Source organism: Micromonospora sediminimaris (assembly GCF_016863575.1).
Lineage (GTDB): Bacteria > Actinomycetota > Actinomycetes > Mycobacteriales > Micromonosporaceae > Micromonospora > Micromonospora sediminimaris.
On record NZ_BOPD01000023.1, the window covers coordinates 68181 to 82633 of the forward strand.

General features: G+C 71.4%; 11 protein-coding genes. 4 read left to right on the forward strand and 7 right to left on the reverse strand.

The features are described 5' to 3' along the window. Positions 1-12 precede the first annotated feature (12 nt). From gltX to Vse01_RS19160, 3 genes are read right to left on the reverse strand one after another with little or no spacing between them, the layout of a single operon-like run. Complete coding sequence (gene gltX / locus Vse01_RS19150) at positions 13-1422, reverse strand: glutamate--tRNA ligase (RefSeq protein ID WP_093401310.1); 1410 nt, start codon at positions 1420-1422, stop codon at positions 13-15. A 50-nt stretch (positions 1423-1472) separates the two neighbouring features. Further along, positions 1473-2744: an MFS transporter gene (locus tag Vse01_RS19155; RefSeq protein WP_093401309.1), complete on the reverse strand. Its 1272-nt coding sequence runs from the start codon at positions 2742-2744 to the stop codon at positions 1473-1475. Continuing rightward, a complete protein-coding gene (locus tag Vse01_RS19160) occupies positions 2741-4087 on the reverse strand; it encodes a GH1 family beta-glucosidase (RefSeq protein WP_093401308.1) in 1347 nt (448 codons plus the stop codon). Before Vse01_RS19160 ends, Vse01_RS19155 begins: the two co-directional genes overlap by 4 nt. Before the next feature lie 191 nt (positions 4088-4278). Between Vse01_RS19160 and Vse01_RS19165 the strand changes: the two genes are divergently transcribed. Then, a complete protein-coding gene (locus Vse01_RS19165; RefSeq protein WP_093401307.1) occupies positions 4279-4725 on the forward strand; it encodes an SRPBCC family protein in 447 nt (148 codons plus the stop codon). A 98-nt stretch (positions 4726-4823) separates the two neighbouring features. Here Vse01_RS19165 and Vse01_RS19170 read toward each other — a convergent pair whose 3' ends face one another. The 3 genes from Vse01_RS19170 to aceE form a co-directional block, all read right to left on the reverse strand. Then, positions 4824-5750, reverse strand: coding sequence for a DUF8832 domain-containing protein (locus Vse01_RS19170; RefSeq protein WP_093401306.1), 927 nt, complete (start codon positions 5748-5750; stop codon positions 4824-4826). Next, positions 5747-7036 carry a choice-of-anchor B family protein gene (locus tag Vse01_RS19175; protein ID WP_093401305.1) on the reverse strand — a complete coding sequence of 430 codons (1290 nt, stop codon included), beginning with the start codon at positions 7034-7036 and terminating at the stop codon, positions 5747-5749. Before Vse01_RS19175 ends, Vse01_RS19170 begins: the two co-directional genes overlap by 4 nt. 286 nt (positions 7037-7322) lie before the next feature. Then, positions 7323-10067, reverse strand: coding sequence for a pyruvate dehydrogenase (acetyl-transferring), homodimeric type (gene aceE / locus Vse01_RS19180; RefSeq protein WP_093401304.1), 2745 nt, complete (start codon positions 10065-10067; stop codon positions 7323-7325). A gap of 197 nt (positions 10068-10264) precedes the next feature. Here aceE and Vse01_RS19185 point away from each other — a divergent pair, with 197 nt between their 5' ends. Then, positions 10265-10669: a secondary thiamine-phosphate synthase enzyme YjbQ gene (locus Vse01_RS19185; RefSeq protein WP_093401303.1), complete on the forward strand. Its 405-nt coding sequence runs from the start codon at positions 10265-10267 to the stop codon at positions 10667-10669. Between the two features lie 139 nt (positions 10670-10808). Here Vse01_RS19185 and Vse01_RS29405 read toward each other — a convergent pair whose 3' ends face one another. Next, a complete protein-coding gene (locus Vse01_RS29405) occupies positions 10809-10958 on the reverse strand; it encodes an alkaline phosphatase D family protein (protein ID WP_307818684.1) in 150 nt (49 codons plus the stop codon). Between the two features lie 101 nt (positions 10959-11059). Between Vse01_RS29405 and Vse01_RS19195 the strand changes: the two genes are divergently transcribed. Beyond that, positions 11060-11551: a MarR family winged helix-turn-helix transcriptional regulator gene (locus Vse01_RS19195; protein ID WP_093401302.1), complete on the forward strand. Its 492-nt coding sequence runs from the start codon at positions 11060-11062 to the stop codon at positions 11549-11551. A 418-nt stretch (positions 11552-11969) separates the two neighbouring features. Beyond that, entirely contained in the window at positions 11970-14417 is a 2448-nt protein-coding gene (locus Vse01_RS19200; protein ID WP_444980322.1) for a thiamine pyrophosphate-dependent enzyme, read from the forward strand. Positions 14418-14453: the final 36 nt, after the last annotated feature.

Genomic DNA, 14453 nt, shown 5'->3' on the forward strand with positions numbered 1-14453 from the left:
GGGCCGGTGCAGTCAGACCAGGCGGACCCGGGCCGCGCGCATCCGGGTCAGCGCGCGCTCGCGACCGAGCACCTCCAACGACTCGAACAGCGGCAAGCCGACGGTACGGCCGGTGACCGCGACGCGTACCGGCGCCTGTGCCTTGCCGAGCTTGAGGCCGCGCTCCGCGCCGACCGTCTCCAGCGTTGCCTTGAGTGTCTCCGCGTCCCACGAATCGACAGCCTCGAAGGCGGCGATGGCGGCGTCGAGCAGCTCCGCCGACCCCTCCTTCATCGCCTTCGTCCAGGCCGCTTCGTCGATGAGCGGGGAGTCGACGAAGAGGAAGTCGACGTTCGGCACGATCTCGCTGAGCACCGCGATCCGGGTCTGCGCCAACGGGGCGACCGCGGCGAACACGGCCGGGTCGAACTCGGCCGGCTGCCAGGGCGGCGGCGCTATGGTGCCGGTGCCGGTCAGCCAGGGCTGGCACGCCTCGATGAACTCGGCCACGGGCAGTGCCCGGATGTACTCGCCGTTGAACGCGCGCAGCTTCTTCTCGTCGAAGAACGCGGGGGACGGGTTGACCTCCGCCAGCCGGAACTCGTCCTCGATGACCGACCAGGGCACGATCTCCCGGTCTCCGGAGGGCGCCCAGCCGAGCAGCATCAGATAGTTGCGCATGGCCTCGGCGAGGTACCCCTCGTCGCGGTACGCCTCCAGGGCGACCTTGTCGCGGCGCTTGGAGAGCTTCTGCCGCTTCTCGTTGACCACCACCGGCACGTGCGCCCAGATCGGCGGCTTCACCCCGAGCGCGTCCCAGAGCAGCTGCTGTTTCGGGGTGTTCGGCAGGTGCTCCTCGGCTCGGATCACATGCGTGATCCCCATGGTCATGTCGTCCACCACGTTGGCCAGCAGGAAGACCGGCGAGCCGTCCCCCCGGGCGATGACGAAGTCCTCGATGAGCTTGTTCTCGAAGGTCGGCTCGCCCCGGATCAGGTCGGTCACCACCGTGGCACCCTCGTCCGGGGTGCGGAAGCGCAGCGCCCGGCCCTCACCGGGGGGCAGCGCCCGGTCGCGGCAGTAGCCGTCGTAGCCGGTGTACTGGTTGCCGGTGCGGGACTGCACCGCCTCCCGGGTGCAGTCGCAGTAGTACGCCCGGCCGGCCTCGTACAGCCGCTGCGCGGCGGCCCGGTGCTCACCGGCGTACGAGGACTGGAAGTAGGGGCCCTCGTAACTGCCCCGTTCGATACCGATCCAGTCCAGCGCGGAGAGGATGCCCTCGGTCCACTCCGGCTTGTTACGGGCCGCGTCGGTGTCCTCGATGCGCAGCACGAACACCCCGCCCTGCTGCCTGGCGTAGATCCAGTTCTGGAGTGCCGAGCGGGCACCGCCGACGTGGAACATACCGGTCGGGGAAGGGGCGAAGCGCACACGTACCGTCACGACCTCCAGCCTACGGCGACGCGCGACCGCACTCGGCCAAGGGGTACGCCTCAGGGCACCGAGCGGATCTTCAGGACCAGGACGCTACCGAGCAGGGTCACCGCGGCGGTGGTCGCGTAGAGCGCCGGGTATCCGCCCAGGTGCACCACGATCGGGGCGGAGACGGCCGGACCGAGCACCTGGGGCGCGGAGTTGGCAATGTTGATCACACCGAGATCCTTGGCCCGGTCGGTGGCTTTCGGCAGCACCTGGGTGATCAGCGCGGCGTCCACCGACAGGTACACGCCGTAGCCGGCGCCGAGGACCAGCGCGGCGATCACCGCCACCGGCCAGGTGGGGGCGGCGGCCAACAGCAGCGCCGCCGCGGCCATCACCACGCCCGCGGCGATCACGAAGACCTTCCGCCGGCCGGAGCGGTCCGAGAGCCGACCGGCGATGACGGTGGTGGCCATCAGACCGGCGGTGTAGAGCAGGATCAGCACCAGCAGCCCGCCCTCGGGGTCGGCGACCCGGACCTCGTCGGTGAGAAAGTAGAGCAGGTAGAGCGTGCCGAAGGCGTTGCCGAGCTGGACCAGGAACCGGGTGATCCAGGCCCAGCCGAAGTCCGGGTGCCGGCGCGGTGAGACCCACATCCCGGCGAGCAGACCGCGCAGCGCCGGCCGGTGCGTGCGGGGTAGCGGATCGTCGGTGGTGCGCAGGGCGAACGGCAGGGCGAGCAGCAGGACGGCGGCGGCGACCGCCAGGTAGCCGGCGGTGTTACCGGTGACCAGGACGGTGACCAGGACGACGCCGAGGACCAGCCCCAGCGCCTGCGGAATGCCGACCCAGCCGGAGACGCCGCCCCGCTGCGCGACCGGAACCCGGTCCGGCACCGCGGCGGTCAGGCTGGCCAGCATCGCGTTGAAGCAGACCTGGGCGGCCACCCAGCCGACGGTCACCCCGAGCACGGTGCGGGCCTGAGCCAGCAAGGCCAGCGCCAGCGCGCCGAGCACCGCCCCGCCGAGGGTCCAGACGTGCCGACGGCCGAACTCCCACCGGCCCAGGCGCAGGCAGGTGCGGTCCGACAGGGCACCCGCGAGCGGGTTGGCGAGCACCGCCGCGAGGGCGCCGAAGCCGGTGACCACGGCCAGCATGGTCTCCTTCTCCGTCGGTGCGATCTGCCCGATCTGCTGCGGCAGCAGCACCTGGATCGGGGTGAAGAAGGCCATCCAGACGCCGAGGTTGGCGGCGAACAGCAACGCGATCCATCCGCGCCGAACCGGCACGGTCGGCTCGGCGAGCGCGGCCGGCAGCGAGGCCGGGGTGGGGTCGACGGTGGTCACCGAGGTGCCCGCCGGGCGGTCGCGATGACCTCGCGCAGCCAGGCGTACGAGGACTTGGGTGTGCGCTGCCCGGTGCGGAAGTCCACGTGCACCAGGCCGAATCGCTTGGTGAAGCCCTCGGCCCACTCCCAGTTGTCCAGCAGCGACCAGACGAAGTAGCCGGTCACGTCGACCCCGTCGTCGATGGCGGCGCGAACGGCCCGCAGGTGACCGTCCAGGTAGGCGATCCGGTCCGCGTCGGGCACCTGTCCGTCGGCGTCGGGCGCGTCGTCGTAGGCGCAGCCACTCTCGGTGACCTGGATCGGCGGCAGCGCCCGGCCGTAGCGGTCACGCAGCCAGCCGAGCAGCTCACGCAGTCCCTCCGGGACCACCGGCCAGTCGAAGGCGGTACGCGGGTATCCGGTGAGCGGCACCAGCTCGAAGGGCAGCGGCGATCCCTCCTCGGGGGCGCGTACCGCGGTGGGGTTGTAGTAGTTGACGCCGAGCACGTCGATCGGCGCGGCGATCACGTCCAGGTCGCCGTCGCGGACCGCAGCGGTGTCGAAGTCCAGTTCCGCCGGGTACCCGCGACCGAGCAGCGGGTCGGTGAAGAGCTGGTTGTGTAGGGCGTCGTAGGCCGCCCCTGCGGCGGCGTCGGCCTGGCTGCCCCCGACGACGCGCACCGGTGAGTAGTTGTTGGCGATGGCCACCGGGCTGGTGCTGCGGGCACGCAACGCGGCGACCGCGAGCCCGTGACCGAGCAACTGGTGGTGGGCGACCGGGAAGGCGTCGAAGAGCAGCATCCGGCCGGGGGCGTGGACGCCGGTGGCGTGCCCGAGGCTCATGTGGATGAAGGATTCATTGAGGGTGATCCAGAGTCGGACCCGGTCGCCGAGGCGCGTGGCCACCACGTCCGCGTACTCGGCGAAGCGGTGCGCGGTGTCCCGGTTCAGCCAGCCCCCGGCGTCCTCCAACGGCTGGGGCAGGTCCCAGTGGAAGAGAGTGGCGACCGGATCGATGCCGTGCGCGAGCAGCTCGTCGACCAGCCGCTCGTAGAAGTCCAGCCCCGCGGGGTTGACCTGGCCGGTGCCGCTGGGCAGCACCCGGGGCCAGGCGATCGAGAAGCGGTACGCGCTCACCCCCAGCCCGGCCATCAGGGCGACGTCCTCGGCGTACCGGTGGTAGTGGTCGCAGGCCACGTCGCCGCTGCTGCCGTCGATGATCCGGCCGGGGGTGTGGGCGAAGGTGTCCCAGATGGACGGTCCCCGTCCGTCGGTGTCGGCGGCGCCTTCGATCTGGTACGCGGAGGTGGAGACGCCCCAGCGGAAGCCGGTGGGGAACTCGGGCATCGGTGCGGTCGACATACGCCCTCCCGGTCGCTCGAACGCGAAACGTGCTCGGAACTCTAGGGGGCGGCGAGGCGGTGCGCCATAGGCTCCCGAGCGGCCGAGAGCAATACCTTTCGGCGTGTCTTTTACGAACCCGTCCATATACGTCCGTTTTTGCGCATAGAGTGCCGAATATTGTGGGATGTCCTCACTGGAGGAAGACGGAAATGATCCTCGTGGAACGCAGCGCGCACGTGGCGGCGCCGGTGGAAGCGGTCTGGGACGTGGTGCAGCGGGCCGAGCAGTTGCCGGCCTGGCTGGCCGGGGTCCGTGCGGCCGAGGTCCTCTCGGGGGAGGGCTTCGGTCGGCGGCAGCTGGTCCAGGCCGGACGCGGCGCCGCGCATGAGGCCGAGGTGATCGCCTATCAGGAGCCGACCCTGATCGGCTGGCGCGAACGCGCCAAGGGCGCCGGTGCCCGAGCGGAGGCGCGCACCGAGATATACGTCCAGCTCACACCCGACGAACAGGAGGGCGGCACGGTCGTGCGGCTCATCGTCGTTCGCTGGCCGGCCGGCCCGGTCAAGGCCGCCCTGCTTCGGCTCGGCCTGCGTCGGGTCGGCGCCGACCTGGAGGACTCGCTGGCCCGGCTGACCGATCTGGCCGCCGTCGGCTGACGGGCCGCGTCCCGGCGTCACCCGCGAAGGTGGCGGCCCCGGTGTCCCCTCCAGGGGCACCCGGGCCGCCACCGCTCGTCGGTACCCGGCGCGACAGGTCACACGACCACGGTGAAGGCGGCGACGCGTACCTCGTCGAGGTGCCGGAACTCGAAGAACAGCCGGTAGGTGCCGGCCGACGGCACGGTGACGCCGAACGCCACCACCGAGCTGGGCTGGCTGGCCGCCGCCGGATGCACGTGCAGGTACGCCAGATCGCCCTGGCGCAACGCCACCAGGTGCCCGTACGCGCCCAGATGCCGTTGCAGGTCGTTGACTGGCTGCCCGTCGTGCCCCAGCCACACGAGCACCTGGTTGGACTCGCCCGCCCGCAGCCCACCGTCGAGGGTGACCGTGTAGCCGTCCACCAGGATCGTCTCCTCGGGCGGAGCCAGCGGACCTGAGGCGTACCGGCCGGGAACCGGCACGTCGACGCCGAGCGTGACGCCCGCCGGTGCCCCCTGCGGCCAGAAGTCCGCGATGGCCCGGAGCGGGCCGGGCGCGGTAGGTGTGACAGTGACCCGCCAGGTGCCGTCGGCCGACATCTCCGGGTGCACGTGCTGATAGCCGGAGAGATCCCGACCGACCAGGATCAGGTGCATCCGGCGCTCATGGTTCTCCTGGAAGGTGGTGAGCGCCGCGCCGGCCGCGTCGGTGATCCGGAAGGCCAGTTCACCCGGCCGGCCGGCGGTCAGGCTCGGGGTGTCCAGGGCCAGGGTCCAGCCGTCGCGGGACACCTCCAGCCCACCCGGGCCGTGACCGAGGTGCGCGGTGGACGCCGCCTGCGGTGTCGGACCGGAGGTCGGCGCACCCGCGCGACCGGCGAAGAAGCCGACGGTCAGGGTCAGGCCGAGCACAAGCGTGGCGGCGGCGTACCGCCACGCGGTGCCGCCCGGCGGCACCGGGTCGGGGCGGGGGCGCCCCGGCTGGGACGCCCCCTCGACCTGGCCGGCGGCCGTGCCCGGCCGATGGTCGGTGGCGGTCATGACAAGCGCGGCTGGAGTACGAACAGCCCCTGCTCGATGCCGCTGACCACCACGATGCCGCTCGGGTAGTACGGGTAGGTGCTCCACGCCCCGTTCATCGAGGCGCTGTTGCTCGACGGATAGATGTCGAAGTACCCGGCCTCGGTGGCCTGACCGCTGGCCACGTTACGCAGGTCCAGGATGCGCAACCCGGCCCGGTAGTTGGCCTGGTAGCTGTAGCTGCCCTTGACGTACTGGTTGTGATCGGTGGCCTGGACCCCGGACGGGGCGCTGTAGGTGCCGATGTGCCGGGGTGCGTCGAGGTCGGCCAGGTCCCAGATGTAGGTCTGGGTCCGCACCCCGCGCCGGGTCTCGTCCAACTCGTCGTCGAGCAGGAAGTACCGCTGGTTGTCGGTGAACCAGCCCTGGTGGGTGTACGCCCGCCCGCTGTAGCCGATGCGGGACAGCTGCCGAGGAGCCGACTTGGTGGTCACGTCGACCACGGTCACCGTGTCCTCGTTGGAGCTGACGCAGATCTCCCGCCCGGTGTAGGTGGTGTCCGGACCCCGGTAGACCACGCACTGGGTGTCGTGGGTGTAACCGTCGTTGCTGACACAGCCGGCGTAGACCGGCGACTTCGGGGTGCGGATGTCGACCATGTGCAGGCCGCCGCTACAGGTGTTCGTGCCGACCGCGTACGCGTACCCGGTCTGCTCGTTGATGGCGATGTTGTGCGAGTTGCCGAACCGGCTGTAGTGCGTGTTGGCCGTCCAGGTCTGCGGCGTGGTGACGCCACGCAACCGGGTCAGGTCGAACACCTGCATGCCGTGCCCGGAGACGTCCGCCACCACGTACGCGTGGTCCCGGTAGACCTTGATGTCCCGCCAGATCGCGGTGCGGTTCTGGTACGCGGGCAGGTTGCCCAGGTAGACCGGGGCGGTCGGGTTGGACACGTCCACGAACGAGGTGCCGTTGCGGCGACCGACGAGCGCGTACTCCTTGCCGGTCTGCGGGTCGGTCCAGCCCCAGATGTCGTTGGCCTGGCTGCCGCCGATGCTGGACAGCGGCATGAACGACAGCAGGTCCACATTGCGGCAGGGATATCCCGCCGCCTGGCCGTTGGTGCAGGTCGCGGCGGCGGCCGCGACGAGTTGCTGAGTGGGTTCGCGCTGGGCCATGAACTCCTGCGCCGACGCACGCCCGGCCGGGGTGGCCGGGTCGTGGGCCACCGAGGGCGAACTCGCCGGGAGCATCGACACCACCAGGGCGCCGACGGCCAGGGCCAGACCGATCCGAACAGGTCGCATGTGCACTCCCTCCCGTCGCGCGCCAATGCGGCGGTGACGTCCCGGCCGGCGGTGGACGGGCGCGACGGGGTGAGTTCACCGGCCGGCCTGGTGTCCCTGGGGCAAGCTGAAACACCTATCGGCAATTGTGGATGCGTTGTGTTACACGAAAAAGATGCTCGTCGATACCGGAAGGGTCATACCTGCGGACTGGCCCGGTGGGCCCCACCGAGCCACGGCGCGGGCACCGCACGCGAAAGGGCCCGGCGCGGTGTCACACCGCGCCGGGCCCTTCGGGATGGAACTGTCAGCTGTCGCCGCCGGTTTCGCCGACCGGGGCGGCGTTCACGTCATCGATGGCGTACTTCTTGGCCGCCTCGGCCGGCACGTGGGCCGGCACCGCCCCACGCAGCGCGAGCTGCCGCAGCGTCGCGACCGCCACCGACTCGGCGTCGACGTGGAAGTGCCGCCGCAGCGCGTGCCGGGTGTCGGAGAGCCCGAAGCCGTCGGTGCCCAGCGAGGTCCAGTCGCCCGGTACCCAGCGGGAGATCAGGTCCGGCACCGCGCGCATCCAGTCGCTGACCGCGACCTTCGGGCCGTCGGCGTCGGCCAGCTTGCGCTGGATGTACGGCACCCGCTGCTCGGCGCCGGGGTGCAGGAGGTTGTACTCCTCGCACTCCACCGCGTCGCGGCGCAGCTCCGTCCACGAGGTGACCGACCAGACGTCGGCGGCCACCCCCCAGTCCTGCGCCAGCAACTGCTGCGCCTTGAGCGCCCACTGCATGCCGGTGCCGGAGGCCAGCAGGTTCGCCCGGGGGGCGTCCCCGTCCAGCGACGGCGCGGGGGAGTAGCGGTGGATGCCCTTGACGATGCCCTCGACGTCCACGCCGTCGGGCTCCGCCGGCTGGTGGATCGGCTCGTTGTAGACGGTGAGGTAGTAGAAGACGTTCTCCGGCTCCGCGCCGTACATCCGGTGCAGGCCGTTCTCCATGATGTGCGCGATCTCGAACGCGAACGCCGGATCGTACGCGACCACCGCCGGGTTGGTGGCGGCCAGCAGCAGGGAGTGACCGTCCTCGTGCTGGAGCCCCTCACCGTTGAGCGTGGTGCGTCCGGCGGTGGCGCCGAGCACGAAGCCCCGGGCCATCTGGTCCGCCGCGGCCCAGAAGCCGTCGCCGGTGCGCTGGAACCCGAACATCGAGTAGAAGATGTACATCGGGATCATCGGCTCGTCGTGGGTGGCGTACGACGTGCCAGCCGCGGTGAACGAGGCCACCGAGCCGGCCTCGTTGATCCCCTCGTGCAGGATCTGCCCGGCGGTCGACTCCTTGTACGACAGGAACAGCTCCCGGTCGACCGAGGTGTACCGCTGGCCGTGCGGCGAGTAGATCTTGGCGGTCGGGAAGATGGAGTCCAGACCGAAGGTGCGTGCCTCGTCGGGGATGATCGGCACCCAACGCTTGCCGAACTCCTTGTCCTTCATCAGGTCCTTGAGCAACCGGACGAAGGCCATCGTGGTGGCCACCTTCTGCTTGCCCGAACCGCGCTTGACGTCGGCGAAGCGCTCCGCGGCGGGGATGGCCAGCTGCTTGGCGCTGGTCCGGCGGGTCGGCAGGTAACCGCCGAGCTGCTTGCGCCGCTCGTGCAGGTACTGCATCTCGTCGGACTTGTCGTCCGGCCGCAGGTACGGCGGCAGGTACGGGTTCTCCTCCAGCGCCGAGTCCGGGATGTCCAGGTAGAGCCGGTCGCGGAAGGTCTTCAGGTCCTCCAGCGTCAGCTTCTTCATCTGGTGCGTGGCGTTGCGGCCCTCGAAGTGCGAGCCGAGCGTCCAGCCCTTGATCGTCTTGGCCAGGATCACTGTCGGCTGGCCGGTGTGCTCGGTCGCCGCCTTGTAGGCCGCGTAGAGCTTGCGGTAGTCGTGCCCGCCCCGCTTGAGATTCCAGATCTCGTCGTCGGTAAGCCCCTCGACCATCTTGCGCGTGCGCGGGTCACGGCCGAAGAAGTGCTCCCGCACGTACGCCCCGGACTCCGCCTTGTAGGTCTGGTAGTCACCGTCGGGCGTGGTGTTCATCAGGTTGACAAGGGCGCCGTCGGTGTCGGCGGCGAGCAGCGGATCCCACTCCCGCCCCCAGACCACCTTGATGACGTTCCAGCCGGCGCCCCGGAAGAACGCCTCCAGCTCCTGCATGACCTTGCCGTTGCCGCGCACCGGCCCGTCCAGGCGCTGGAGGTTGCAGTTGATCACGAAGGTGAGGTTGTCCAGCTCCTCGCGGGCGGCCACCCCGATCGCGCCAAGGGTCTCCGGCTCGTCCATCTCGCCGTCGCCGAGGAAGGCCCAGACGTGCTGGTCGGAGGTGTCCTTGATGCCCCGGTGCTGGAGGTAGCGGTTGAACCGGGCCTGGTAGATGGCGTTCAGACCGCCCAGACCCATGGAGACCGTGGGGAACTCCCAGAAGTCCGGCATCAGCCGGGGGTGCGGGTACGAGGGGAGACCGCCGCCGGGGTGGGACAGCTCCTGCCGGAAGCCGTCGAGCTGGTTCTCGCTGAGCCGGCCCTCCAGGTACGCCCGCGCGTACATGCCGGGGGAGGCGTGCCCCTGGTAGAAGATGTGGTCGCCGCCACCCGGGTGGTCCTTGCCCCGGAAGAAGTGGTTGAAGCCGACCTCGTAGAGCGACGCCGAGCTGGCGTAGGTCGAGATGTGGCCACCGACGCCGATCTCCGGCCGCTGCGCGCGGTGCACAAGCATCGCCGCGTTCCACCGCACGTACGCCCGGATCCGGCGCTCGACGTGCTCGTCACCGGGGAACCACGGTTCGCGCTCCGGCGGAATGGTGTTGATGTAGTCGGTGGTGGTCAGCGACGGCACGCCGACCTGACGCTCCCGGGCGCGCTCCAGCAGCCGCAGCATGACGTAGCGGGCTCGCTTGGTGCCACGGTCGTCGATGACACCGTCGAGCGACTCGACCCACTCGCTGGTTTCTTCGGGGTCGATGTCCGGAAGCTGGCTCGGCAGGCCGGCCGTGATCACCGGGCGCTTGCGTTCCGTAGCCACAGGCGTTCCCTCGGTTGTGTGTGGGATAGGTCTCTAGCGCCATCCTGCCCCGTCGTGGCACTCGGCGTCACGTCCACCCGGCCGAAGGGCGACGCTCGACACAGGTACCCACCAGTAACTTTGCCGGTCGGTGGCGGTCGCGGCGGGCGCACCGGTGGGTACCGGCGGGCCGTCGCCGGGTGGGGGAGAATGCGGGTGTGCGCAGTGAGCTGATCACCGTCCGGACCGGGTCCCGGCCGACCGTCCGGGACATCACGGCCGAGGCCGAACAGTTCGTCGCCGGCTCGGGCGACGGCCTGTTGCACGTCTTCGTGCCACACGCCACCGCCGGCGTGGCCATCATCGAGACCGGGGCAGGATCGGACGACGACCTGCTGACCGCGCTGGATGCCGTGCTGCCCACGGACGGGCGCTGGCGGCACCGGCACGGCTCACCGGGGCACGGCCGCGATCACGTGCTGCCCGCCTTCGTCGCCCCGTACGCGACGCTGCCCGTGCTCGATGGGCGGCTGGCCCTGGGCACCTGGCAGTCGATCTGCCTGGTCGACACCAACGGCGACAATCCCACCCGGCAGGTCCGCTTCTCCTTCCTGTCAGGCTGATTCCGTCCTCGCTCACCCCGTCCGTCCGGTTCGCCCGCCCCCGTCACGTCGAAGTCGGCGGTGAGCTGCGCCCTGGCGATGGTGGTGCGGACGTAGCCCCGCAGGTTGTAGTGGAAGCGCAGGTGCGGTTCCAGGCCAGTCACGGGTGCGCGCCGGTCGCCGCGTCCGCCCCGTCGCCACCCGAGGTGGTCGAGGAGCAGACCAACTCGCTGCCGACGGTGCGTGAGGTCGGATCGGCGTAGTCGAGCTCCAGGTCGCTGGCCCAGGGCGCGTGCTCGTCCGCCGCTATCGCCCGAACAGGGCCGAGCGGAACTGACCCGACGAACCTCTCGGTAGCCCGACGCCGTCAGTCAGACGAGGTCGCAGGGGCCGCCGCCCTAGGATGTGACCATGTCACGGCCGATCATCGCCCCGGTCGGTCCGGAACCGGCCGACCGCGCCCGGCTGGCCGGTGACGCGGTACGCCGGATCATGCACGTCGCCGCCGCCCTGCGGCACCACCAGGATCTCGACATCGCCACGCTGGGCCTGACTCCGGCCGTGGCCCGCGCCCTGTACCAGCTCGACCCGGACCGTCCGCTGCCCGCCCGCGAGCTCGCCGACCAGCTGCGCTGCGACCGGTCCAACGTCACCGCGCTGGTCGACAAGCTGGAGCAGGCCGGGCTGGTCGAGCGCCGGGTCGACCCGACAGACCGGCGGCAGAAGACGTTGGTGGTGACCGATGCCGGCCGGCGGATGCGCGAGCGGGTCCATCTCGTACTCTCCGACTCCCGACTGCTGACCCGGCTCGACAACGAGGAACTCGCCGCACTTCGTGATCTGGTGTGGAAGGTTTCCGACGGCGGCTGCCCGGAGGACTGCGGCCCGACCGGGCAGCCGTGAGAGGCACTCGGCTGTGCGAGGCGTGCCCCGGTCGGTAATGCTGTCGGACGTGACCACCCCGCAGGATCTCGACGACCGGTTCCGGGAGTCCCTGGCCGCCCTCGCCGCGCCGCCGCACCGGAGCGACCCGGCGCGGCCGGTGGCCGAGGGCAGCGCACTGACCGGTGCCCAACTGCTGGACCTCTTCGACGCCCAGGTCACCAGCCGGCAACTCGACCTGGCCGGCCGCTGGCTGCGTAGCTTCGGCGAGGGCTACTACACCATCGGCTCCGCCGGTCACGAGGGCAACGCCGCGGTGGCGGCGGCGCTGCGGCCCACGGACCCGGCCCTGCTGCACTACCGCTCCGGCGCCTTCTACTGCGTCCGCGCCGCCCAGGCGGACCCGTCCGCGCCGGCTGTGCCACCGTCCGCGTCGGCCGTGCGGTCGGGTGAGCCGGCCGCCGAGACTGCTCCGGCGGCCCGGGCCAGCCAGCCGACGGACGCTGCGGAGGCCGGCCGTACCACCGAGGCCGGCCCTTCCGGTCGGTCCGGCGCGTCGCCCGTTCCGGACCTGCCGGAGAGCAGCGAACAGGGGGCCGCCCCGGGCGAGCCGGCCGGCGGTCCGGCCACGGACGGAACCGACTCGCCGAGCGGCGCGGGCTCGTCCGGCGGCACGGGTTCGCCCGACGGCGTGGGTTCGCCCGGCGCGGCGGCGATCGACCGGAGTGACGGTGACGCTGCCGACCTGCCCCGGGCCGCCGACTCCGGCTCGAACCCGGAGGGGCAGGCTACCGCCGTCGGGGACCAACCGGCGGCCGTGCCACTGGCCCACTCCCGACCGGCGACCGTGACCGTGCCGGCTCCCGGGCCGGGCGACGACGTCGGGCCCGACGGGATGCGGATGACGGGGGTCAAGCGGCCGTTGCCCCGGGCGTACGCCGACGCTGCCCGGGACGTCCTGCGCGGCATGGTGGCCTCCAGCCAGGAGCCGATCGCCGGTGGCCGGCACAAGGTGTTCGGCCGCGCCGACCTCGCGGTGGTCCCGACGACCTCGACCGTAGCCTCGCACCTGCCCCGCGCGGTCGGGATGGGTCTTGCCGTGGAGCGGCTGCGTCGGCTGGACGCCCGAGGCGAAGCGAACCGAGCCGGCGTGGAACCCGAACCGACGCCCTGGGCAGCCGACGCCATCGTGGTCTGTTCGTTCGGGGACGCCTCGATCAACCACGCCAGCGCCACGGCCGCATTCAACACCGCCGGCTGGTACGACCACACCGGCCTGCGCATCCCGGTGCTCTTCGTCTGCGAGGACAACGGGCTGGGCATCAGTGTCCGGTCGCCGCAGGGGTGGGTGGCGACAGCCCTGCGGTCCAAGCCCGGCATCCGGTACTTCGCCGCCGACGGTGCCGACCTGGTCGGCACCTACGAGGTGGCGGTCGAGGCGGCGGCCTGGGTACGCCGGCACCGCCGCCCGGCCGTGCTGCACCTGACCACGGTCCGGCTGATGGGCCATGCCGGTGCGGACGCCGAGAGCGCGTACCGCCCCGCCTCGGAGATCACCGCCGAGGTGGCCCGCGATCCGGTGGTCGCCACCGCCCGGCGGCTGGTCGACGCGGGCCTGGCCAGCGGCCCGGAACTGCTGGACCGCTACGACGAGATCGGCTGGCAGGTTCGCCGGATCGCCGAGGAGGTGCTCGACGAGCCGAAGCTGGCCGACGCCGCCGAGGTGATCGCCCCGCTGGCACCGCGCCGCCCGGTGCGGGTCGCCCTGGCGGTCGCCGACGCGGGCGCCCGCGCCGCCGGGCCCGACGCCGTGACGCGGGCCGAGGCGTTCGGCGGCAAGCCGCCGGAACTGGCCGGGCCGCTCACCCTCGCGCAGAGCATCAACGCGGCGCTCACCGACGGGCTGCTCAGCCATCCGCAGATGGCGGTCTTCGGTGAGGACGTCGCCGCCAAGGGCGGGGTCTACGGGGTGACCAAGGGCCTGCGTGACCGGTTCGGTGTCGCCCGGGTGTTCGACACGCTGCTCGACGAGACCTCGATCCTCGGCCTCGGTCTCGGCGCGGGTTTGGCCGGAATGCTGCCGGTGCCGGAGATCCAGTACCTGGCGTACCTGCACAACGCCGAGGACCAGCTGCGCGGGGAGGCGGCGACGATGCGCTTCTTCTCGCAGGGAGCGCTGCGCAATCCGATGGTGGTGCGGGTGGCCGGGCTGGCGTACCAGGAGGGCTTCGGCGGGCACTTCCACAACGACAACTCGGTGGCCGTACTGCGGGATGTGCCGGGTCTGGTGATCGCCGTGCCGGCGCGGCCGGACGACGCGGCGGCGATGCTGCGGACCTGCCTGGCGAGCGCGACGGTGGACGGCAGCGTCTGCGTGTTCCTGGAGCCGATCGCGCTCTACCACACCCGCGACCTCTACACCGACGGTGATGGTGAGTGGCTGGCCGATTACGCGGATCCCGGCGCCTGGGCCGGCGGCCACGTGCCGGTGGGACGGGCCCGCGTGTACGGAGTCGGTTCGGCCGAGGACGTAACCATCATCACCTTCGGTAACGGCGTACGAATGTCGTTGCGGGCGGCGTCGGCGCTGGCCGACGAGGGGATCGGCACCCGGGTCGTGGACCTGCGCTGGCTTGCGCCACTGCCGGTGGCCGACCTCATCCGGGAGGCCGCCGCGACCGGCCGGGTGCTGGTGGTGGACGAGACACGCCGGTCCGGTGGGGTCGGTGAGGGGGTGATCGCCGCGCTGGTGGACGCCGGATATGTCGGCGCGGCACGCCGGGTGGCCGCAGTTGACTCTTTTGTGCCGCTGGGTCCGGCCGCCCGACAGGTCCTGGTGTCCGAGGAGGCCATCACCCAGGGTGCCCGTACGCTGCTGGCACGGTAAATTTCGTTCCACCCGGTGCGCCACTTGCGCAGGAGG

What these genes read in the sequence shown, in the direction of transcription:
- Vse01_RS19160 (WP_093401308.1), bottom strand. Translation starts at nt 4,087, where the DNA reads ATGTCGACCGCACCGATGCCCGAGTTCCCCACCGGCTTCCGCTGGGGC.
- Vse01_RS19165 (WP_093401307.1), top strand. Translation starts at nt 4,279, where the DNA reads ATGATCCTCGTGGAACGCAGCGCGCACGTGGCGGCGCCGGTGGAAGCG.
- Vse01_RS19170 (WP_093401306.1), bottom strand. Translation starts at nt 5,750, where the DNA reads ATGACCGCCACCGACCATCGGCCGGGCACGGCCGCCGGCCAGGTCGAG.
- Vse01_RS19175 (WP_093401305.1), bottom strand. Translation starts at nt 7,036, where the DNA reads ATGCGACCTGTTCGGATCGGTCTGGCCCTGGCCGTCGGCGCCCTGGTG.
- Vse01_RS19195 (WP_093401302.1), top strand. Translation starts at nt 11,060, where the DNA reads ATGTCACGGCCGATCATCGCCCCGGTCGGTCCGGAACCGGCCGACCGC.